The organism is Paenibacillus sp. OV219 (assembly GCF_900110075.1).
Lineage (GTDB): Bacteria > Bacillota > Bacilli > Paenibacillales > Paenibacillaceae > Paenibacillus_Z.
In genome coordinates, this window is record NZ_FOCJ01000003.1 from 476,044 (window position 1) to 498,333 (window position 22,290).

Annotated in this window: 14 protein-coding genes and 1 rRNA gene; 13 read left to right on the top strand and 2 right to left on the bottom strand. The window is 51.2% G+C overall.

The window, feature by feature from the left end:
- The first annotated feature begins 110 nt into the window (after positions 1–110).
- On the top strand, positions 111–626 hold the full coding sequence (locus tag BMY11_RS11790; protein ID WP_090575595.1) for a stalk domain-containing protein: 516 nt from the start codon (positions 111–113) through the stop codon (positions 624–626).
- A gap of 55 nt (positions 627–681) precedes the next feature.
- Here the strand turns inward: BMY11_RS11790 and BMY11_RS11795 are convergent, their stop codons facing one another.
- Positions 682–2,292, bottom strand: coding sequence for a nitrite/sulfite reductase (locus BMY11_RS11795; RefSeq protein ID WP_090575598.1), 1,611 nt, complete (start codon positions 2,290–2,292; stop codon positions 682–684).
- Positions 2,293–2,588: 296 nt separating this feature from the next.
- Here BMY11_RS11795 and BMY11_RS11800 point away from each other — a divergent pair, with 296 nt between their 5' ends.
- Together BMY11_RS11800 and BMY11_RS11805 are read left to right on the top strand one after the other, a co-directional pair.
- On the top strand, positions 2,589–2,804 hold the full coding sequence (locus BMY11_RS11800; protein ID WP_090575601.1) for a hypothetical protein: 216 nt from the start codon (positions 2,589–2,591) through the stop codon (positions 2,802–2,804).
- 110 nt (positions 2,805–2,914) lie between these two features.
- Positions 2,915–4,795 carry an S-layer homology domain-containing protein gene (locus BMY11_RS11805; protein ID WP_177182602.1) on the top strand — a complete coding sequence of 627 codons (1,881 nt, stop codon included), beginning with the start codon at positions 2,915–2,917 and terminating at the stop codon, positions 4,793–4,795.
- 67 nt (positions 4,796–4,862) lie between these two features.
- On the opposite strand, the gene BMY11_RS11810 is transcribed toward BMY11_RS11805, so the two are convergent.
- Positions 4,863–5,831: a sugar phosphate isomerase/epimerase family protein gene (locus tag BMY11_RS11810; protein WP_090575606.1), complete on the bottom strand. Its 969-nt coding sequence runs from the start codon at positions 5,829–5,831 to the stop codon at positions 4,863–4,865.
- 236 nt (positions 5,832–6,067) lie between these two features.
- On the opposite strand from BMY11_RS11810, the gene BMY11_RS11815 reads away from it, so the two are divergent.
- The 10 genes from BMY11_RS11815 to BMY11_RS11860 all read left to right on the top strand — a co-directional run.
- Positions 6,068–7,177 carry a S1C family serine protease gene (locus tag BMY11_RS11815; RefSeq protein ID WP_256217414.1) on the top strand — a complete coding sequence of 370 codons (1,110 nt, stop codon included), beginning with the start codon at positions 6,068–6,070 and terminating at the stop codon, positions 7,175–7,177.
- A 31-nt stretch (positions 7,178–7,208) separates the two neighbouring features.
- Entirely contained in the window at positions 7,209–9,119 is a 1,911-nt protein-coding gene (locus tag BMY11_RS11820) for a stalk domain-containing protein (RefSeq protein WP_090575610.1), read from the top strand.
- Positions 9,120–9,266: 147 nt separating this feature from the next.
- Complete coding sequence (locus tag BMY11_RS11825; RefSeq protein WP_090575611.1) at positions 9,267–11,789, top strand: U32 family peptidase; 2,523 nt, start codon at positions 9,267–9,269, stop codon at positions 11,787–11,789.
- A gap of 218 nt (positions 11,790–12,007) precedes the next feature.
- Positions 12,008–13,768: an AfsR/SARP family transcriptional regulator gene (locus BMY11_RS11830; RefSeq protein WP_090575614.1), complete on the top strand. Its 1,761-nt coding sequence runs from the start codon at positions 12,008–12,010 to the stop codon at positions 13,766–13,768.
- Positions 13,759–15,885, top strand: coding sequence for an ATP-binding SpoIIE family protein phosphatase (locus tag BMY11_RS11835; protein ID WP_090575616.1), 2,127 nt, complete (start codon positions 13,759–13,761; stop codon positions 15,883–15,885). The genes BMY11_RS11830 and BMY11_RS11835 overlap by 10 nt, the downstream gene beginning before the upstream one ends.
- Before the next feature lie 26 nt (positions 15,886–15,911).
- Positions 15,912–16,280 (top strand): STAS domain-containing protein, encoded by a 369-nt coding sequence (locus BMY11_RS11840; protein WP_090575618.1) that lies wholly within the window; start codon positions 15,912–15,914, stop codon positions 16,278–16,280.
- Positions 16,281–16,320: 40 nt separating this feature from the next.
- Positions 16,321–17,031: a heptaprenylglyceryl phosphate synthase gene (locus tag BMY11_RS11845; RefSeq protein ID WP_090575621.1), complete on the top strand. Its 711-nt coding sequence runs from the start codon at positions 16,321–16,323 to the stop codon at positions 17,029–17,031.
- A 164-nt stretch (positions 17,032–17,195) separates the two neighbouring features.
- The gene (gene pcrA / locus BMY11_RS11850; RefSeq protein ID WP_090575624.1) at positions 17,196–19,571 is read left to right on the top strand and encodes a DNA helicase PcrA; all 2,376 of its coding nucleotides are present in this window, start codon (positions 17,196–17,198) and stop codon (positions 19,569–19,571) included.
- 29 nt (positions 19,572–19,600) lie between these two features.
- On the top strand, positions 19,601–21,628 hold the full coding sequence (ligA, locus tag BMY11_RS11855; protein WP_090575627.1) for an NAD-dependent DNA ligase LigA: 2,028 nt from the start codon (positions 19,601–19,603) through the stop codon (positions 21,626–21,628).
- Between the two features lie 385 nt (positions 21,629–22,013).
- Positions 22,014–22,290, top strand: a 16S ribosomal RNA gene (locus tag BMY11_RS11860); the annotation flags it as partial.

The window sequence follows — 22,290 nt, forward strand, 5'->3', positions numbered from 1 at the left end:
ATATGTCGTCTGTGTCCGAAGGGTTTTTTCATTTTGCGTAAGCTGAAACCTTTTGCATAGAGAGACCGTCAAGCAATAGTGACAAGCCAAATAGAAGGGCGGAACCATTCTTGAAACGACGACGATATCTATCCATATGCGTAGGAGCAGTTTTTGCTTTAGCCTGTTTCGCTTCCAGCATTCCGTCGGCACATGCTGAGAATAAAGTGGAGCCGATTGCGATCCATTATCCGGATGGATACAATACGAAATTGGATAATCAAGGAGATTATCGGATTGAGAACGGACGATTCATGCTGTGGGCAGGTTATGTAGCGAGGATTCTTCCATTCGCGGTCGCATCTAAAGGGGTTTACTACCTAAATAATGTCCAAACGCTCCAGATTGATACGATCGACTTAGATGCTCCTGGCGAAAGACGTAAAGGCTTCACAATTGCAATCGGCGAGAAGAAATTCACCGATTATGTACGGAATCAGACTATCGCCATCTCACAGCCAGCCGAGCTGATTAACGGTCGTGTTTATGTGCCTCTTCGGACCATCGCAGAAGCTTATGGTAGTGTGGTGCAGTATACAAAGAGCAGCAACGGAACAACAATCAGCATCCAGAGCAGCAATAAGTAATCCATAACAAAAAAAGGGGCTGAATCATCCATCAGGATGTTCAGCCCCTTAATCATTAGCTAGCTAAAATTTCAGTCAGACGTTCTTGGAACGCCGGTACGCCTACACGGTTCACATAGTTATGGAACGTTTCGCCGGACTCACGACCTTCTTTGTAGAAGTTGATCAGCTTCACGAGCACATAGCCAAGGTCATCACCTTTGACACGGCCCTTAAGCGATTCATTGAACTTCGCGCCAGGACCGAGGATACCGCCAACTGCGATATCGAAGGCGTCAACCATGCCCTCAGGCGTCTTAACTAAAGCGCCTTGCAGACCGATATCGGCAATGTGCTTCTGGCCGCAAGCGTTCGGACAGCCGATGAAGTGGATACGGATCCGCTCATCCAGCTCCATATGGTCGTCCAGGAAGTCGGCAACGCGGCGAGCACGTTCCTTCGTTTCAACAACGGCAAGGTTACAGAACTCGTTACCTGTGCAAGAAACCGTACGGCTCATGAACGGTCTTGCTTTAGGAGAGAGACGCTTCAATACAGGAAGAGCAAGCGCTTCTTCAACTTTATCATCAGGAATGCCACTCAGCATGATGTTTTGAGACATCGTCGTGCGGATCTTACCATCGCCGAACTGATCCGCTGCATCAGCAAGCTGCTCAAGCTCATCCGAGTTTGTACGGCCAACAGGTACGTTCAATCCAATGAAGTTCAAGCCCGCTTCGTTCTGCGGGTAAACGCCATCGTAGTAAACGGCATTCCAGCCAACGACTTTGTTCTCGCCTGCGGAAGGCATGTCCCCGATAATTTCCTTCAGCTTCTCGAGGAACTTCTCTGGACCCCAGTCAGCGACAAGGAATTTGAGACGGGCTTGGTGACGCTTCTCACGGTAGCCGTAGTCACGGAATATTGTTGTAACGCCGATCGAGACCTTCAGTACTTCTTCCGGACGAACGAACATGTCGAGCTCTTTCGCCATGTGAGGCTTTGCAGACAAGCCACCGCCAACATACGCGTGGAAGCCGATCACTTCTTCGCCGTCGATCACTTTCGTTGCAGGAACGAAAGCAAGGTCATTAATCTCGGCATTCGCATTGTTATAGATGTTTGCAGAAATGGACATTTTATATTTGCGAGGCAAATTGGAAAAATCACGGTTCATCAGGTAGAAATCATTCACTTGCTCAACGATCTCGCGAGTATCCATCAGCTCATCGCGGTCAATGCCGGCAAGCGGATTGCCTACAATGGTACGCGGGCAGTCGCCACAAGCTTCGTAGGAATACAAGCCAACCGCTTCAAGGCGGTTAAAGATGTCCGGCAGGTCTTCGACTTTAAGCCAGTGATACTGAATCGCTTGACGTGTTGTAACGTCAATTAGATCACGACCGTAATCGCGGCCAATTGAAGCGATTGCACGTGCTTGTGCGGAAGTGATGATACCGGTATTGATTCGGATCCGCATCATGAAGTAGCCGTCTTTAGGCTTCTGTTCATAGACGCCGGCCCACTTGAACCGGTTCATGTCATCCTCGGGAATGGAGGCATAGCCTTCCTTCGAATACTTGTCGATAATGGTGCGAATTACATCGAGCCCGTCTTTTTCCATCTTAATAAATTCAAATTTATTTAGTTTGGTTGGGTCATTCATCCATACGGCTTCATAGGGCATTGCTCGTTCCTCCTAAGGATGTTATGCTCAGCTTATCGTGTTGATTTTCGAAAATCCGACGATTTTCGTATGAATACTACACAGAATCGTACCACACTTCAGTCCTAGCGACAATGAGTTGCATCTGTGCAATTATAAGAATTTATTATAATTAATGAAGGGTCTGGTTATAAAAGAGTCCTTTCTCCAAATGGTGACAAACTTGTTACGATTATCGATTGTCACTTGCATCGAGACCGTGATGAGGCTAACATAACTAATATAGGCTACGTGCGAAAATAAGGAGGTCTTCACCCATGTTTCTTGCTGAACAAGCAGCAAATACCCTTACAAAGTTCGATCCAATGGATATTATGATGCTGCTGTTTACAATTGTAATTTTCATCGGTTGGGTTCGTTTGCTCATGGCTCGTCCGAAGAAGAACGTATTCGCAATCGGATTTGCAACCGTATCGCTTGCTGTATTCGCGTTTGCGAACTACGTGATGATTTTCAAAGTTTGGTTGCAGTAATTTCCAATAATAATGACTGAACGGATAATGCCAGAATCTTGAGATCTCAAGATTCTGGCATTTTTTTTCGATATATGATGTATAACGTGTGCAGGAGTGATGTAGAAATCATGGGGAAGAGAAGAACAGTCGTAACAGTAACCATTTTATTAGGCTTATTATCGGCTACAGTTCCATCGGTAAGTGCGGAGAGTAATTCGCAATCCGTACAAGCCATTACAATCAATCGGTCAAAAGAAGAGATCATTAGCAAATGGCAGCAATACAAGCCGATGGGTTTCACGTTCGACTATATGGAAGGTAAGGATATCTATGAAGAGCAGCCTAGTCTGACCGCGCCGTTCAAGGCAGGGAAGCTGAAGCAGGCTTACATGCAGGATGGTCTGAAAGCGCTGAACTTCGTCAGGTATGCGGCAGGACTGCCAGATGATGTGACACTCGATATGAGCTTGGAATTGCAAGAGCAGACAGGCGCGCTCATTAATGCACTGAATCTACAGTTGTCTCATACGCCGAGCAAGCCTGAAGGTATGGATGAAGAGCAATACCAGCTAGGCTATGCCGGTACGAGCAGCAGCAATTTGTACGCCGGCGACCCAACGCTGTACAGCAATGTGCTAGGCTATATGGCGGACAGTGATCCGTCAAATATTTCAAGGGTCGGACACCGCCGCTGGATCATTAATCCAACCATGAAGAAGACCATGTTCGGGTTCGTTCAGACGACATCGAAATATGGATACACCTATCCGTACGCTTCCTTATATGCATTTAACCGAGAACGGCCAGTCAGTGAGGTAAGCTATACCTATGTAAGTTGGCCTTCCGCTGGCTACTTCCCGTCTGAGTTGTTTGCGCCGCAGGATGCATGGTCCGTCTCACTGAATCCGGATAAGTATGATCGGACGCGCACATCGGATATTCGTGTAACCTTAACGCGTACAAGCGATCAGAAGAGCTGGAGCTTTGATCCAACGAAAACGGACATGGAGGGTCGCTACTTCAATGTCGAAACAGGCGGTTATTGGATTCCGTTCAGTATCATTTTCCGGCCTGAAGGGATTATTTCGTTCCCTGAGAATGAGCAGTTCCACGTCAAGATTGAGGGGCTCTACAATAAAGGTGGATCTGAAACATCGTTATCGTTCGATACAACGTTCTTTCCACTTGTTCAGCCGATTAAAATACGAAACAGCTTCATGCTGTTAAGTGTTGGCGAGCAGCTGCAGCTGAAGACCTATCAAGGGAGCTTAGCACTCGAGAGCTCTGGTGCTGCATTCGGATCGGATCACCCGGAGATTGTGTCGGTGGATCGTGCCGGTCATCTAAAGGCGTTAAAGACAGGTGACGCCGAAATTACGCTCAATAATTATTTTCAAATACCGCAAAGTGTGAATATTCATGTTGAAGCTCCGAATCCTGCTGCTCGCGTAAGCAAATGGGCAGAGGGTACATATCGTGCTGCAAAGGAAAACGGAATCGTCACCTCGATGCTTGATCACGATTACCAGCAGGCGATGAGCCGAATTGAATTCGCAGATGCAGCAGTCGCGCTCGTGGAGAATATCTATGGTCAGCCGCTCATGGGGATGACAACTCCGTTTACGGACATCGTGGATGATAATATCGGCAAAGCGCTGAAGAACGGACTAATCTCGGGTACATCCGCCACGACCTTTTCTCCATGGCAGACGATATCCAGACAAGAGGCAGCCTCGCTGCTGATTCGGTTAGTTAACAAGCTGCAGGAACTTTTGTTATCAGCGGTAGGGAAAGAGAGCGATAGTGGTGCAGCACAGCAGCGTGTACCAACATTTGCAGACGATGCCGGAATATCTGCTTGGGCAAAGCCGAACGTGTACAAGGCAGTAGAGCTCGGGCTGCTGAGTGGCGTAGGTCAAGGTAAATTCGACCCCCGTGGTCAGCTGACAGTCGAACAGACGATAGCTATTCTTGAGCACCTGTTCGAGCGGTTCGTTCCCGCTTCATAACAACGAGACAAACAAAAACCTCCAACCCATAAGGGTTGGAGGTTTTTGTTTGTCGCATATTCGGGTATTATACCCACCACATCTCGCCGAGCGGCTCTTTGATGAGGATGGTTTGCAGGTTTTGAACAGCTTTCGTGAAGCCTTCGTCAACGGACATCAGGCCGTCTTCGTGCTCGATGCTGACGACGTAGTCGTAGCCAACAAGGCGAAGCGCGCTGATGATGTCAGCCCAAATCTTCATGTCGTGACCATAGCCGACAGTACGGAACTGCCAAGCGCGATCAAGCATCAGTGCATAGGACTGCATATCTGTTACGCCGTGCTTATTCACGTTGATTGGATCAATTGTTGTATCCTTCGCATGGAAGTGGTGGATTGCGCCTGCGCGGCCAAGAATATGGATCGCTTGTACAGGGTCAATACCTTGCCACCACATGTGGCTTGGATCAAGGTTAGCGCCGATTGCATCGCCGCAAGCTTCACGCAAGCGAAGCAATGTTGCTGGGCTGTGTACGGAGAAGCCGCCGTGCAATTCAAGACCGATCTTCACGTTGCTTTCAGTTGCAAGCTTCGCGATTTCGCTCCAGTACGGAATAACTTTCTCTTCCCACTGCCATTTCAGAATGTCTTGGAAATCGTTCGGCCATGGAGCAACCGGCCAATTCGGATATTTCGCATCCTCATGGTCGCCTGGGCAACCGGAGAATGTATTTACAACAGGTACGCCGAGCTTAGCAGCCAGCTGAATCGTATTGCGGAGGACTGCATCATGATCGCTTGCAATTGCTTTTTGCGGGTGAAGCGGGTTTCCGTGGCAACTAAGCGCGCTGATTGTTAAGCCGCGAGCGTCAACTGCATCCTTGAATGCTTTTAGCTTGCTCTCGTCAGCAAGCAGTACTTCTGGATCGCAGTGTGCGTTACCAGGGTAGCCACCTGTGCCGATCTCGATTGCGTCCAAACCTTTGGATGCAATGTAGTCGAGTGCGTCTTCCAATGATTTCTGGGCGAAGAGTACAGAGAATACACCGAGTTTCATACGTGTATAGTTACCTCCTAAATGGGATATGTATTGCGCGTAGCATTACCTATTATAACATGAGCATTTATCAAGGTTAAGATTCAATAAGGCCAATGCCAAAAAAACATATGAAGTGGACAAATCAAGTTTTTAACGATGATAGATTGATATGTAACATTTACCCAGTTATAGTAGAGTAGACCTATTAGTCTAGCAAAATATAGGAATTATCTATTGTCGAATGGAGGAGCATTGTGAGGCAAAAGGGTTTACGTCTAGTACTAGTCATCATAGCCGGTGCGCTCTTCATGACAGGGACCGCATTAGCAGCCGGAAATTCGGGCGCTGCGAAGCTCGATGCAAAGGTGATTAACGGAGAGGTTTACGTCAAGGCTAGCTCGCTTACCAAGACGCTCGGCGGCTCGGGAGTTTACGATGCCAAGACACAAAGCTACAATTACACGCCTAAGTCGGAAGTACCGGACGTTGTGAAGAAAGTATCACCTTCAGTCGTCGGCATTATCGGTAAGCCAGCCGAGTATGGGGACAACCGGTTTGCATTAGGGCACGGAACAGGTGTGATCTGGAAGGCAGACGGGTGGATCGTAACGAATGCGCATGTCGTGAAAGACATGAATAATATCGTTGTCGTCACTTCGGATGGGAAGCAGTACGAGGGCAAACGTGTCAACATCGACGAAACAAGCGACCTTGCGCTTGTGAAGATTAACGCAACCAATTTGAAGCCGGCTGCATTCGCGCCAGTGCCGCTTCAGCTGCAAGTAGGCGAGACAGTCGTTGCAATAGGGACGCCAGTGTCGTTCTCGCTCCGCAATACAGCGACGACAGGCATCCTGAGCGGCATGAACCGCTCGATCTCCTCCTACTATAAGCTGCTTCAGACGGATGCGGCGATCAATCCGGGCAATAGCGGAGGTCCTCTCGTTAACTTGAAGGGCGAAGTCGTAGGAATCAATTCGATGAAATTTGTTAGCGAAGGCGTCGAGAGCTTAGGCTTCTCCATTCCGGCGGATACCGTCCGCTATGTCGTGAATCAATTTTTCAAGTATGGCAAAGTGAAGCGTCCGTCGCTTGGTGTGGAGCTGGAAGAGAGCTGGTCTGCACTCGTCGGTCTTCCTACTACAGAACCGCTTGAAGTGAAGTCGGTTTGGGGTTCAGGCGCGAAGCAAGCGAATTTGCATGAAGGCGACCAAATTTACTCGATTGGCGGCAAACAAATATCTTCGATTGTTGAAGTTAACGAGTTGCTGAAAGCCTACCTGCCTGGCCAGCAAATTGACGTGATGGTGCAGTCTGAGGGCGACCTCGTTACGAAGAAACTGACATTGTCTGAGAAAATTTAACATTTATTAGATTAAGGGAGAGAGAATCATCATGAAGAACAAGCTGTTAGCTCTACTCATTACGGCATGTATGTTATTTGCACTTATGCCTGCAGTTGCAGGAGCCTCCGATATGGCGGTTGAAACGAAATCAGTAGAAATCAAATTGGCCATTGGCAGTCCGACACTGACTGTGAACGGTACGACGTCGACGATTCAGAAGCCGTATAAACAGAATGGCACAACGATGGTGCCTCTAAGCGTCATTACGAAAGCATTCGGTGCAGGACTGAAGTTGGAGAATAACAAAATCATCACTCTGACGTACAACAAAACGACAGTTGTGCTTACAATTGGCAGCAAGACGGTAAAGGTTAACGGTTCGCCAATTACCCTTACGGCTGAGCCTAAGATTGTGAACAGTGTAACGATGGTGCCGCTGCGTGTTATCGTATCGGCGTTTGGTGCAACACTTGCGCTGAATGGTAATGACATTACGATTAAAGGACTCATGGCGGCGGCGCCAGGCACTTCGACTGGTACTAACACAGGCGGCATTAATTCCGATGCAGGCAAAACCTATGTCGGCGACAGCTACTATAACTGGTCGATGAAGTATCCATCGGACTTTGTAATGGCGTATCAGAGCAATAATGGCATGATAACGCAATGGGCGTCGGTGGCCGATGACCGTAAAGTGGCCATTTTTATCGAGGATGTTGATCAAGCGTATTCTCGTGAAGAGCTTCGTGAGTTTGCGGAAGATTATTTCGGCACGGATGAGTTCGCTGTTGAGAAGAAGACCATCACAGTAGGTGATTTGTCGTTCGAGAAGATTATCAGCAAAACACGCAGCGGCTGGTATTATGAATATCGCGTCATCCAAGTCAATGACCGGATTTATATGGCGGCGACAGGCGTGCAAGCGACGACCAAAGATAAACTGGATGCTCTCCAAGATATTCTGAACAGCTTCAAACCTTCCTTTGCGAAGAACGATCTCACGCTGAAGGATATCACGAAGGTGAAAGACGGTTATGTAACAACCGTTGATAAGGATTTTGGTTTGACTGTGAACATGCCGGTTAATTGGACACGTCTCGAATCCGCGCCTAACCCGATCTTTGTTAGCGAAGATGGATTGATGTTCTTTAATATCAGTTCTTTGGAGGATAACGATACGGCACAAGCTTGGGAGAAGCGTTCCCGCGAGAAGCTGGAGCAGTCGTTCGTATCGGATTACTTGCGCAATGTAAAGGATACGACCGTCGCCTTGAAAGACGGGGAGGCTCAAGTACTTAGCTATGAATATTCGTTCGATAAGGAAAAGTGGCATAAACAGTATCAGCTCTTTTTCGTTTCCGGCGAACATAAGTACCAGTTGAAGTTCTATTACAATGAAGGCGTTAAAGTAGACGGCGAATCCATCTACAACAAAATCGTTAGCTCCATCGATATCGATACCGAATATGTGGACAGTAACTTCAGCGAACTGGAAGATAGTGAAGCGCTCGAGCAGCTGACGGTGAAGAAGAGCAGCAAGGCATATGGCTACTCCATTGAACTGCCACAAAGCTGGATGGCGGAGAGCAAGGACTTTGAAGATACGACCGTAGAGTACTATACGGATTACGGCGACTTCATGATTGATATTTGGGAAGATGAGAAAGCAACCGATGTTGTTGATTACATCAAAAACTACCTCACAACGGATGAAGATATGAAGGATGCCGGCGCACAGGTGAAATCTACCACGACAGCGACAGTCGGTAACGGCATTTCAGCGACGAAGCTCGTCGTGGACTTTAATAAGCTAACGGCTCCGACAACGGAAACGTACCTCATTTTTGAAAAGAATGGAATCACGTACGTCATCTACTATACCATCACTCAAGCGAACAATACGGACAGCAATCGCGCTGCGGTAGAGAAAGTTATTGGATCCTTCACATTCACAAGCTAGTGATTCACAAGGCGCTGCGCCGCTTCAACCCGGAAATATTTCGGGAAGAAGCGGCGTTTGTGCTGTGGCGCGGCTTTCGTTTGATCGTCTGCTCTGGTACACTGTAGGGAAATAAGTGAACGAGGATAAGGATGGCGCTAATTGAAGATGGGTATGATGAAACGACAAGATGTCGAGTTGCTGGCACCAGCTGGTGATTGGGAGTGTATGCGGGCGGCAGTGGCGAATGGGGCCGATGCTGTTTTTTTTGGTGTGGAGAAATTTAATGCTAGAGCTAGAGCGAATAACTTTCATACGGACGAGCTGCCTGAGATTATGGCGTTTCTACACAGCTACGGCGTGAAAGGGTTCCTCACGTTTAATATTCTTGTATTCGAGGAAGAGCTCGGCGAAGCCAAGGCACTGATCGAAGCTTGTATCGACGCCGGTGTTGACGCGGTGATTGTTCAGGATCTTGGTCTCGTGAAACTGATTCGTGAGATGTCACCGGACTTTCCGATTCACGGATCGACGCAGATGACGATTACATCGCCAGAGGCGGTTGAGTTTACGAAGCCTTTTGATATCGAACGGGTCGTGCTTGGACGCGAAAATAATCTCAAACAAATTAAAACAATCGGCGATCAGGCGAAGCTTCCGATGGAAGTGTTCGTGCATGGCGCACTGTGTGTCTCCTACTCAGGCCAGTGTCTGACGAGCGAAATGTGGGGCGGTCGTTCTGCCAACCGCGGTGAATGCGCGCAAGCATGCCGTCTCCCGTATGACTTGATGGTCGACGGCGAGCAGAAGCCGATGGGTGATGTGACCTACCTACTGTCACCGAAGGACCTTGCTGCTGTTGAGCTTGTGCCTGAACTAATTGAAGCGGGCGTCACATCCTTCAAGATTGAAGGACGACTAAAGAGCCCGGAATACGTCGCGAATGTGGTTAGCAAGTACCGTCGCGCGATTGATAAATATTTCGATGGCGACCGTTCTGCGCCGTCGAAGGAAGAGATGCGCGAGCTGCAGCAAAGCTTCTCGCGAGGATTTACACATGGCTTCCTTGATGGCACGAACAACAAGATGCTCGTGGAAGGGACTTTCCCGAAGAGCCGAGGCGTGTATCTGGGCCGTGTCGAGAAGATTCTGCGCGATGCGGTTGTTTGCCGGATCGAAGTACCAGTGAAGCGCGGCGACGGCATTGTGTTCGACGCTGGCGACCCGACGAAGAAGGAAGAAGGCGGCCGCATCTATGATATCCGCCGCCAAGGCACGAAGCTGGAAGGCGAAGCGCAAGAAGGGCTTATCATTGAGCTTGTTCCAGGGCGAAATGACGTAGATCTACGCCGTGTACATGTCGGCGACCGCGTATGGAAGACAAACGATCCTGCGCTCGATCGGCGCCTGCGCGCTTCGTTCGAGACCGAGAAGCCGTACCGCGTATTCCCGCTGCATGTGAAAGTGACAGGCGAGCTCGGACAGCCGCTTCATTCCGTATGGACGGATGTGGAGAAAGGTAATACAGTAGAGATCAGCTCCGAGCTAGCTCTCGAACAGGCTCAGAAGCGCCCAATGGATGGAGCTATTCTGGAGGAGCAGCTCGGTCGTCTTGGAGGTACAGTCTATCAGCTCGAGTCGCTTGAAGTGGAGCTGAACGGGGATCTGATCGTGCCGATGCGCGAATTGAACCGGATGCGCCGAGAAGCGGTAGAAGCATTGGCTGGCGAGCGTCCGAAGCCGCCGGTTTATATTAAACATAAAGTGGATATCAACGACGACGTTCGCGGTAGTGAGACCAGGCCGCAGCAACAATCAAATGCAGCAAAGGCGAAGCTGACGGTGCTCTGCCGTAGCCTCCCTCAGCTGGAGGCCGCTGTGAAGTCTGATAAAGTTGATATGGTATACGCCGACTTTGAATTTATTAAGCAGCTGCCGGCCGCGATGGAGCTGGCGCGGAGTGCTGGCAAGTCAATCGGCCTTGTAACGCCGCGGATTCATATGCCGAATGAGAACGGCTACCATGCGAACATCCTGAAGCTGAAGCCGGATGCGGTGCTCGTTCGTAATACAGGCGCGCTCTATTACTACTTGCGCGCAAGAGCTGCGAAGCCGAATGAGATCTTCCCGGAGCTGATCGGCGATTTCTCGTTGAACATTGCGAACCACAAGGCGGCGAATCTGTTCCTGGATGCAGGCTGCAGCCTCGTCACACCTTCATATGATTTAAATGTGCAGCAAATGTTCGACTTGTTGCGCCGCAGCGAAACGTCGAAGATGGAAGTCGTTATCCATCAGCATTTGCCGATGTTCCACACGGAGCACTGTGTCTATTGTACCTTCCTCAGCGAAGGTACAGACTTCACGAACTGCGGACGTCCGTGTGAAGAGCATAATGTCTCGCTGCAGGATCGGATCGGCATGTCGCATCCGGTTCGCGTCGACGAAGGCTGCCGCAATACGGTGTACAATGCGATCGAGCAGTCTGGCGCGGAGTACATGAAGCAGTTCGGCGAGCTGGGCATAGCATCGTTCCGGATCGAATTCTTGGAAGAGACCGCTGATAAAGTGAATGAAGTTATTGATTTATACAGCGATGCGCTTGCAGGACGTATTGGCGGAACGCAAGTATGGCGCAGTTTGAAAGCCATCAATCAGCTTGGCGTCACACGAGGACAGCTGGTTAAATAATGGACAGAACGAGAGGGGCCGATTATTCGGCTCCTCTTTTTTTCATCGCGGCAGGCGCGGCATTTTCTTGCAACAGGGAGGGATTTAGGAGATAGAGGGCGAATAGGTAGTAAAGGTTAACGTCATATAATGTCTATACCCTTAAGCATTATTTTGGACGTGAGGCTGCCGGGAAATCGCATGGCAGCTTAACAAAGAAGCATGGTGAGGAATGACCAATGAATCAGAAAAACGATGGAATAACGATTTTAAAGCAGGATAATTGGCTTATAGAGGTGCTTAAGGCGGAGCAGGCGATACTGGATGGAAACATGCCCGCCACACTGCTTTTACAGGCCATTCCGGCCGATATACGAATGAAATCTCCGCTGCTGCTTCGTGCAGAATGCGAGGAGGGCCTATTGCACGGCCGTTTGATCGAGACGAAGCAGATGCTGGAAACGGCGCTGCGCGGCTTCGCTGCGCAAGCGGATGAGTCAGCGATGCTGACAATGATGGCGATGCTCGGCTTGCTGTATATGCAAGTCGGCGACCGGCAAGAAGCGGGGCCGTTCATGGCTCAGCTTGCCGAGGAGTGGAACCGCACCCCAGAGCAGTGCAGCGGCTTTGTGCCGTGGGCACTGGCCCGCGCAGCGGCTTCGATTGAACGCGAGACAGTGGAGTACGCTGCTGAAGCGCATCGCTTGTTCCAGGCATCGGCTGAGCGGTTTCGCGAGGAGGGTAAGCCGGTCTGGGCGGGCTTTGTGCTGTTGGAACGGAAGTTGTTCGACGGTTCAGCAAGCGAGCAAGCGGATCGGCAGCTGTGGATGAGCTGGCTCACGCGCCACGCTTCTGATAATCCGCATGGCGCGGCTGTCGCCCGCGTGCTGACCGCAGCTGAGCTGAACGAGTCCCTGTGTAGCAAGCTGCCGGCTCGTTACGCCTACTTGAGTCAAGCCATTCTTTTGGATTCGCCGCAGGAGCTGCCGCGAGCGCTAACGGCTGACCTCGAATGCTGCATCTATGCGGCAGGTGCGAGAGTCAGGCAGATGCTGCAGGATCGCCAGCTGGTACAAGCTGAGCGAGCATTCGGTCAGCTGGACCACATGCGCAAGCTCATGACCACGCCTTCTATTGAACAGCTGACGGTGCAGCTGGCAGCCTCTCTCGCTGCGGCCGGTTTAGCAGAAGTCGCTGCGCCGACAGTGACCGAGGAACTCGCCGACAACCACATTGCTATCGAAGCGCAAGTGGAAACGGCAAAGTGGCGTGTGCGGCTGTTTAACGGGATTAATTTCACAGCGATAGATGGCCATGTATTCGAGCCAAGCTGGAAGCGTCGCAAGGCAGGTGAACTGTTCGTTTACCTGCTCCTTCAACCGAACTACCGGGCAAACCGCGAGCAAGTTATTGATCGAGTTTTCGGCGAGGGCGATAATTCCAAGCGCTCCAATCAGCTGTATGTGACGCTTCATGATTTACGTTCATCGCTCAAGGAGTTGGGCATGCCGGAGGATATCGTCTTTGCGAAGCGGGGCGTTATCGGTATGGCCGAGCACACCATTGAAGCGAATGATATGGAGGATTACAATACACTGGCGAGAATCGGCGATCAGCTGTGGATGGATGATCGTGAAGAAGCTAGTCGATTATACGAGAAGGCCAGAGTACTCTATGGACAGCTTGGCACGGAGCTTCCTCACACAGACTGGCTTGAGCGTGTGCGGGAGCAGCTGTTGGATCGGCAGACGAATATGATTAAACGGCTTGCCGCTTACTATGGCGAGTTGCTTGACGAGGCACGGGTAGAGCAGTGTCTCGCGGATTGGATCGCGCTTCGTCCTGATCAGGAAGAAGCGTACCATGCAATGATCGTTCACTGCTTACGCGGGGAACGTAGAATCGAGGCGATCGGCTGGTACCGGCGCCTGGAACGGATTTGCAAGGAAGAGCTGGGCAGCGAGCCGCTGGAGGACGTCAGGAAACTGCTATGGAAATGACGGGTAAGGACCAAGTTCACCAAGTCCACCAAGGCGATAAATTCGGCAAGCCGCGCTACAGCGGCAATATGCTGCTAAGCCGGCTGCTGTTCGTCTATGGCATTGTACTGCTAGGCGGACTAATTATTTTGCAGGCGGATACAATGTTGGTAGCGCCATCGACTTCTGCCGGACTTCGTATTCCGCAGCGGGGCAATTTGGCTTTCGCCGTACTGCTGGCAATCGCGATGGCGGGATATTCGGCTTGGCGGATGAAGCCAGTCATGAAGGAGCTCGATCAGCAATGTAAGATGGGCTGCATGGGATTGACGAATAAGTCGCTGCACCGGCTGTATCGGATGCCATACGAGCTGCTCATCAGCGTAGCTGTCATCGGCGTAATGTACTCCGGCCTGTACCACGCGGGAGAACTTCAAGGCAGCGGCATATGGTTGCAGCTGCTTGGCCAAGTGGCAGGGGAACAGAGCTTGTTCATCTCGCTGGCGATTGTGCTGTTTACCACGACGAGGCACATATTCAGACCAGTCATGCGTTTGCAGCCGCTGCCGGATCGGTTTGACGGGCGAACTTCAATCGCACAGCCGATTATTATAACCTACGCGTGTACGATGCTGGTGACGATATTCAGCTTGCTGCAGCTGGTGTTCATGACAGCGAGGCCGCAAGAAACAATTGACCCCTACAAGCTCGGCTTAATTGCTGCGTTTTATTTTATAATGAGTATCGCTTTATTCAGCTACGTGACAATGCAGTTCAGACAAGAGCTGCGCGGCCTTATCCGCGACATTCGAGGGCTGGTGGCAGGACAAGGCTTGCCTGGAGGCGGAGTGCCTGCCATTCTACATGATGAAGCAGGCGAGCTAGCCGTCGCGTACAACGAGCTGCAGAACCGCATCAGCCGCGAATACGAATCGCTGGAACGCGAACTGAAGATGGCTTACAATGTACAGCAGAAGCTGCTCCCTCCGGGGGATCTAACGATTGGGGCTTACAGAATTACAGCGCGTTGCCAGTCGTACCGTGAGGTAGGCGGCGATTTCTTCGACGTCGTTTCGCTCAGTCCGAACCGTTTTGCCGTCATGATTGGTGATGTATCTGGCAAAGGGCTGCCTGCAGCGCTTATTATGTCTGCTCAACTGCTTATTTTCCGATCGGAAATTCGGCGTAACGGTATTCCGTCTGAAGTACTGGCGAGAATGAACAGGCAGCTGTGCGAAGCGATGGGGGAAGAGGGCTCCGTCTCCATCGGCGTAGGTGTTATTGATCTAACGACAAATGAAGTGCAATATGCGAGCGCTGGGCACTTATCGCCTTATATCATTACACAAGATGGTCGCGTTCAAGCAGTGGCATGCAGCTCGCTTCCAATCGGTATTGCCCCGGACGCTGTATACGAGGAGGTCAGTTTCCAACTGAACAATCGCGACCGCTTCCTCCTGTACACGGATGGATTAATTGAGGCCGTTAATGAAGATGGGCAAATGTACAGCTTCGACGGACTAGAGGCAGAGCTTGCGACATGGCAGCCTGATGAGGACTTAACGGAGATCGTAGATAATTGGCTTGTCCGAATGGATCGCGAATGCGGCTCTGGCATGGATGACCGGACGGTCGTTGTACTGGAGCTGGCCGGTGAGTACCGCAGCTCACTGGCGTCTGCCGCTTCCTTCGATAATCCATTTATGTCCCGCGAATGGGCCATTCGAAGCAAGCTCGGTGACGAGAGGCTCGTTGCGCTCAAGGTGGGCGATTGGATAAAGGAAAGATGGCCGAATTCCGATATATATGAAGATGTGCAAAGCGCCGTGTGCGAAGCGATGATTAATGCCATTGAACATGGCAACAAAATGCAGCCAAATGCGTATGTAACTGTAATCGCACAAATTGGCGGTATGCTCATGGTGTGCCGGGTGTACGATGAAGGCGGCGGCTTTTACCCGAAATTATCGCGGGATGAGGATGAAATGCGTAAGAAGCTGGAATCCGAGGATCCTCGCGGGTGGGGGCTGGTTATGATCGATACGCTTGCGGATTACTGGACGACCGGGCGGGACGAGCGAGGCTTCTATACGGAGCTTTATTTTATGAGAAAATTGCATCCCGATTCCGAAGCATAGCAGGCTGTGCAGAAAGGAGATTGAATATGGCGGACCAGCCGTTTTCGATAGCGTTACATAAGTTCCGGGGAGGCCTTGCGCTGAAACTGGAAGGGGATTTGAGCAAATCGGCGGAAGCGAAGCTGCTGAGCGGTTTCGAAGGAGAGATGGAGCTTGGTAAGAGCATCCGTTTCCTGACGCTTGACCTGACGAAAGTTGATTACATAAACAGCGGTGGAATGGCCGTATTAATCCGGCTTGCCCGCATGGGCAGCAAAGCGGGGGTGCATACTTTCGCCTGGGGGATTACCCCGCACTACGAGAAGCTGTTTCGCATGGTTGGCTTAACGGAATATATGATGATATACCCGAACGAGTTTGCCGTCATGCAGCGCATCGAAGCACTTGGGCAATAGTCCAGGGTGTGAAGGATAGATTTAGAAGGCGGAGGGCATTATGGAATTGCAATCGGCAATATTTAAGGAGTGGCGGCATCTGTTCAAGCTCGACCCGGACCGCGAGATTAGCGACGAACGGCTCGATGCGATCTGTATGTCTGGCACGGATGCTATCATAGTAGGGGGCTCGAGCGGCGTCACGTTCGATAACACGGTGGACTTAATGTCGCGCATTCGTCGGTATGAAGTGCCGTGCGCTCTGGAAGTATCGAATGAAGAGGCGGCCGTACCGGGCTTCGATCATTACTTTATACCGCTCGTGCTGAATACCGATAAGGCAGAGTGGATGGCTGGACGGCAAATTCAAGCTTTGCGCAAGTTTGGGGCGTTCATTCCGTGGGAAAATACTTCGGCAGAAGGCTATCTCATCTTGAACGCGGACGCGGAAGCGGCCAAGCTGACCAGTGCAACGTCGTCACTTGATGCAGAAGGCGTGACAGCGCATATTTATATGGCGGATCGGCTCATGCGTCTGCCTGTAATCTATATGGAATACAGCGGGAAGTTCGGCGACATGGAGCTTGTGAAGCGAGCGAGAAGCTTGGTCACAGGGGCAAGAGTATTTTACGGCGGTGGCATCGACAACGCGGACAAAGCTCGTGCGGCGGCGGATGCGGCCCACACGGTCATCGTAGGCAATATTATTTATGACGATTTGGAAGCGGCGCTCTCAACTGTAGAGGCAGTTCGTCGTGTCCAGCAAAAATAAACCAGAAGAACGGCTTCGTCAGCGAATCGCATCAGTCGTGCAGTTCGCTCACAGGAGGCCGTTTTTATTTCGCTTAACTGGCCGGAATGAATTGACACTGCCCGGTCGGTTGTCTAGACTTAGAGACAGGCGAACAAATGCGAACAAAGGAGCATATTTACCTTATGTTGAATGAATTTAGCATCGACCAGGCTGTTCAGAAGCTGAACCCCCCGCAGCGCGCGGCCGTTCAAGCGACAGATGGTCCGCTGCTCATTATGGCAGGAGCGGGAAGCGGCAAGACACGCGTGTTGACGCACCGTATTGCTTACTTGATCCAGAAGAAGCGTGTAGCGCCATGGAGTGTCCTGGCGATTACCTTTACGAATAAAGCAGCACGAGAGATGCAGCAACGGGTGAGCGCGCTTGTCGGCAATTCCGGACAAGATATTTGGGTATCGACGTTCCACTCGATGTGTGTGCGGATTCTGCGCAGAGATGTTAGCCGAATCGGCTTTTCGAACAATTTCTCGATTCTGGATTCGGCGGATCAGCTGTCGGTAATCCGCAACTGTATGAAGGATCTTAATATTGATACGAAAAAGTTCGAGCCGAAGAGTGTGCAGGCGGCGCTTGGTGGCGCGAAAAATGAGTTGATTACGCCGGAGCAATTCGAACTGAAGATTGGCGATTACTTCGACGGTATCGTTGCTAAAGTGTACACTGCGTACCAGAAGCGGCTGAAGAACAACAACTCGCTCGACTTTGACGATCTCATCATGAAGACGATCGAGCTGTTCAAGGAAGAGCCGGATGTGCTGGCGTTCTATCAGAACAAGTTCCGTTACATTCACGTCGATGAGTATCAAGATACGAACAGAGCGCAATATATGCTTTGCAATATGCTTGCTAGCAAGCATCATAACATCTGCGTCGTCGGTGACAGCGATCAGTCGATCTACCGCTGGCGCGGAGCGGATATCACCAATATCCTGAACTTCGAGGAAGACTATCCGGAAGCGAAGACGATTCTGCTCGAGCAGAACTACCGCTCTACGTCGAATATCCTTAACGCCGCTAATGCTGTAATTAAGCTGAATAGCGGCCGCAAGGATAAGAAGCTTTGGACTGATCAAGGCGAAGGTGACGCGATAACGATCTATCAAGCGGATACAGAGCATGACGAGGGCTACTTCGTCACTGGCGAGATTCGCCAACAGGTGAACAAAGGGCGCAAGTTCGGCGATCATGCGATTCTGTACCGGACGAATGCTCAGTCTCGTGTTATCGAGGAAACGCTAATCAAGTCTGATATTCCGTACCAAATCGTCGGCGGCGTAAAGTTCTACGACCGCAAAGAGATTAAGGACATTCTTGCTTACTTGCGCCTGATCTCGAACCCCGATGACGATATTTGCTTCCAACGGATTGTTAACGTGCCTAAACGCGGCATCGGCGACACGACGGTCGCGAAGCTCGCGGATGAAGCGGGACTGCGTGGCATCTCTGTCTTTGCCCTGCTTGAGCAGATTGACTGGCTCGATGTGACGGGCCGCGCTCGTACGGCGCTGACCGAATTCCGCGACATGATTGATAACTTGACGCGCATGGTAGAGTACTTGTCCGTGACGGAGCTGACCGAGAAGATACTCGAGCTGAGCGGCTACCGCGAGGAGCTGAACCGCGAGAATACCCTGGAATCAAAGGCTCGCCTCGAGAACATCGACGAGTTCCTATCTGTTACGCAGGAGTTTGAGAATCGCAATGAGGACAAATCGCTGGTTTCCTTCCTGACCGACCTCGCGCTAATCGCTGACATTGACTCCATGGATAAGGATGAGTCTGAGAACGAAGTGAAGGACGCAGTCGTCCTCATGACAATGCACAGCGCTAAGGGCCTCGAGTTTCCGATCGTCTTTATCATCGGAATGGAGGAAGGCATATTCCCGCACAGCCGAGCGCTCAATGATAACGATGAGCTAGAGGAGGAGCGCCGTCTCGCCTATGTTGGCATTACGCGTGCGGAGAAGCGGCTCTTCCTCACATGCGCGCGGATGCGCACGCTGTTCGGTCGCACAAGCGCGAACATGCCGTCACGCTTCCTGCGCGAAGTGCCGGACGAGTTGAAGACGGAGACCGGCCGCGGAGCGCGTGCGAGCGGCGGTGGCGGCATTGGCTTTGGCTCTGGCAGCCGTTTCGGTAGCAGCAGTAGTAGCGGCGGTTCCGGCTCGGGCAACGGCTTTGGCTTCCGCAGTGGTAGCAGCGGCGGCGGCGGGGCAGTTGCGCGTTCGGGAGCAGCAGCAAGCAGCAGTGGCGTTCGCGTCAGCACGCCGATGGATGCCGCACGTGCGGCTGGCGGCGGCGCTACTGCTGGTTCAGGCGGTGCGACCGGTGGCGGGGATTTCGCAGCGGGCGATAAAGTGTCTCACGGCAAATGGGGCGTCGGCACGATCGTGTCTGTGCGCGGTACAGGCAATGATAAGGAACTGCAAATTGCATTCCCGGCCCCGGTCGGGCTGAAGAAGCTGCTTGCAAGTTTCGCTCCGATTACGAAAGTATAAGCGACGAAGAGGCGAGAGGGAGGACGACAATGGCCACTGCCAAAGAAACGGGACAGAATGCGCGGATGCGCGAGCTTGTGGACCTCATTGCGGAACATAATTATAACTATTACACGCTGGATAAACCGACGATCGGCGATAAACAGTGGGATGAGCTCTATGATGAGCTAGTTCAGCTGGAGAAGGAGACTGGACTTATTTTGCCGGAGTCTCCGACACAGCGCGTTGGCGGCGATATTTTGAAAGGCTTCGAGCCTCACCGTCATCTTGCTCGCCTGTGGAGTCTCGATAAGGCACAGGACAATGAGGACTTGCTGGCATGGAATGCACGTGTTGCCAAAACGATTGCCGATTATAATGCGAAGAATCCGGACGTAACGCCATTACCCGATCCTAGCTATGTAATTGAGTTGAAGTTCGACGGTCTCACGCTCAACCTCACCTATGACGGGGGCAATCTCGTGCAGGCGTCAACACGCGGCAATGGTGCCGTTGGCGAAGGGATTTTGGCTCAGGTCAAAACGATTCGTTCCATTCCGCTTACCATTCCGTTCACAGATGGACTGATCGAGGTTCAAGGTGAAGGAATTATGAATCTGTCCGTTCTTGAAGCTTACAATGTGTCAGCAGCAGAGCCGCTCAAGAATGCCCGTAATGCGGCAGCAGGGGCACTGCGCAACCAGAATCCGCGCATAACAGCAGAACGGAAGCTGAACGCGTTCTTCTATAATATTGGCTATGCGGAAGGGGTATCTTTCGAGAATCATGAGCAACTGCTCCAGTTCTTGCGAGATAACCGCTTCAAAGTGAATCCTTTTGCCGTCTACTGTTCAACAATTGAGGAAGTGCAGGCGGAGCTTGAGCTCGTTGCTGCCGGCCGTAGCGAACATGATTTCTTAATTGACGGTGCGGTAGTGAAGCTGACCGACATGCGTACGCGCGAAGCACTAGGCTATACGGATAAGTTCCCGCGCTGGGCGGTTGCGTTTAAGTTCGAGGCGGAAGAAACGACGACGATTCTCGAGTCGGTTTCCTGGGAAGTGGGTCGCACCGGTAAGATTACCCCAGTGGCGCGAGTTGAAGCAGTCGATCTTGCCGGCGTAACGGTACAGAACTGTACGCTCAACAATATGGGCGATATCGAGCGGAAGAATCTGAAGTTCGCTCTAGGCACCCATGTGTTCATTCGCCGTTCCAACGATGTTATTCCGGAAATTTTGGGCAAAGTGGACGAAGAACCGGGCGGCGAGATCGTGACACCGACGGAGTGCCCATCATGTGGAACTGCTCTTGAGCTTCGCGGCGCGCACTTGTTCTGCAACAACAAGCTCGGCTGCAAACCGCAGACGATCGGGCGTATTACGCACTTCTCATCTCGTGATGCGATGGATATCGAATCGTTCAGCATTATGACGGCGGAGCAGCTGTTTGATGAGTGCGAGGTGCGTGATCCAGCTGATCTCTATGCGCTTAAGTATGAGCAGTTGATCGATCTGGACCGTTTCGGCGATCGCAAAGCGAAGAAGCTGCTAGAAGCGCTCGATAAATCCAAGGATCGCGACTTGGCAGCTTTCTTGTTTGCACTTGGTATCCCGAATACGGGCAAAGCGACAACAAAGATGCTGGCTGACCATTATGGCAGCTTGAGCGCTATTCGTGAAGCAACTGTGGAGGAGCTTGTTGGCTTGCCTGACGTAGGTGGCATTGTAGCTGAGAGTATCTACAGCTACTTCAGAGACCCGGTAGCGGCGGACAGCATTGACCGGATGCTCGCACTTGGCGTGAAGGCTGAGGCGGAGCAGCAAGCGCCAGTTCGTACAGACAGTATCTTCAGCGGCAAGACCGTTGTATTGACAGGCACGCTCTCAAGCATGACGCGCGATGAGGCGGCGAAGAAGCTGGAGGCAGTCGGCGCGAAAATTAGCGGAAGCGTATCGAAGAAGACGGACTTCGTTATTGCTGGCGAGAGCGCAGGCAGTAAGCTGACCAAAGCGCGCGATCTCGGCGTGACAGTTATTGAAGACGAAGTAGAGTTGCAGCGATTGCTTGGTGAGTAGAGAGATTATGTAGAGGGCTGTGACCGACGGTGATATCGGCACAGTCCTTTGTCATATTTTACAAGTTGCATCACACTTGTGGATGTGTTAAATTATTTCTTGTCGCTTCTGAGACACACGCCAATAACGAACAACATTCGACAGAATGTGAAGTGAAGTGTTGACATGGTCGACAAGAGCTGATAAGATGTAAACCTGTCACCGAGATAAACGTGACGGACAAGTTCTTTGAAAACTGAACATATGGATCACGTCAGATTCAACAATGTTTTAAATAAGTCGAAACGACGATCGCCATCTGGCGAAAGCGTTTCTGACGAAGCTAGTTTTTTGAATGAGCTAACAAGCAAATTCATTTGGCGCAAATGGCTCTGCCATTTCGCCTATTATGGAGAGTTTGATCCTGGCTCAGGACGAACGCTGGCGGCGTGCCTAATACATGCAAGTCGAGCGGAGTTATTCCTTCGGGGATAGCTTAGCGGCGGACGGGTGAGTAACACGTAGGCAACCTGCCTGTAAGATCGGGATAACATTCGGAAACGGATGCTAATACCGGATAAACAACTGAGCTGCATGGCTGAGTTGGGAAAGACGGTGCAAGCTGTCACTTACAGATGGGCCTGCGGTGCATTAGCTAGTTGGTGGGGTAACGGCTCACCAAG

Coding starts and splice junctions, on each gene's coding strand:
- pcrA (WP_090575624.1), top strand. CDS start 17,196: ATGTTGAATGAATTTAGCATCGACCAGGCTGTTCAGAAGCTGAACCCC.
- BMY11_RS11835 (WP_090575616.1), top strand. CDS start 13,759: ATGGAAATGACGGGTAAGGACCAAGTTCACCAAGTCCACCAAGGCGAT.
- BMY11_RS11795 (WP_090575598.1), bottom strand. CDS start 2,292: ATGCCCTATGAAGCCGTATGGATGAATGACCCAACCAAACTAAATAAA.
- BMY11_RS11805 (WP_177182602.1), top strand. CDS start 2,915: ATGGGGAAGAGAAGAACAGTCGTAACAGTAACCATTTTATTAGGCTTA.
- BMY11_RS11820 (WP_090575610.1), top strand. CDS start 7,209: ATGAAGAACAAGCTGTTAGCTCTACTCATTACGGCATGTATGTTATTT.
- BMY11_RS11800 (WP_090575601.1), top strand. CDS start 2,589: ATGTTTCTTGCTGAACAAGCAGCAAATACCCTTACAAAGTTCGATCCA.
- BMY11_RS11830 (WP_090575614.1), top strand. CDS start 12,008: ATGAATCAGAAAAACGATGGAATAACGATTTTAAAGCAGGATAATTGG.
- BMY11_RS11810 (WP_090575606.1), bottom strand. CDS start 5,831: ATGAAACTCGGTGTATTCTCTGTACTCTTCGCCCAGAAATCATTGGAA.
- ligA (WP_090575627.1), top strand. CDS start 19,601: ATGGCCACTGCCAAAGAAACGGGACAGAATGCGCGGATGCGCGAGCTT.
- BMY11_RS11825 (WP_090575611.1), top strand. CDS start 9,267: ATGGGTATGATGAAACGACAAGATGTCGAGTTGCTGGCACCAGCTGGT.
- BMY11_RS11840 (WP_090575618.1), top strand. CDS start 15,912: ATGGCGGACCAGCCGTTTTCGATAGCGTTACATAAGTTCCGGGGAGGC.
- BMY11_RS11845 (WP_090575621.1), top strand. CDS start 16,321: ATGGAATTGCAATCGGCAATATTTAAGGAGTGGCGGCATCTGTTCAAG.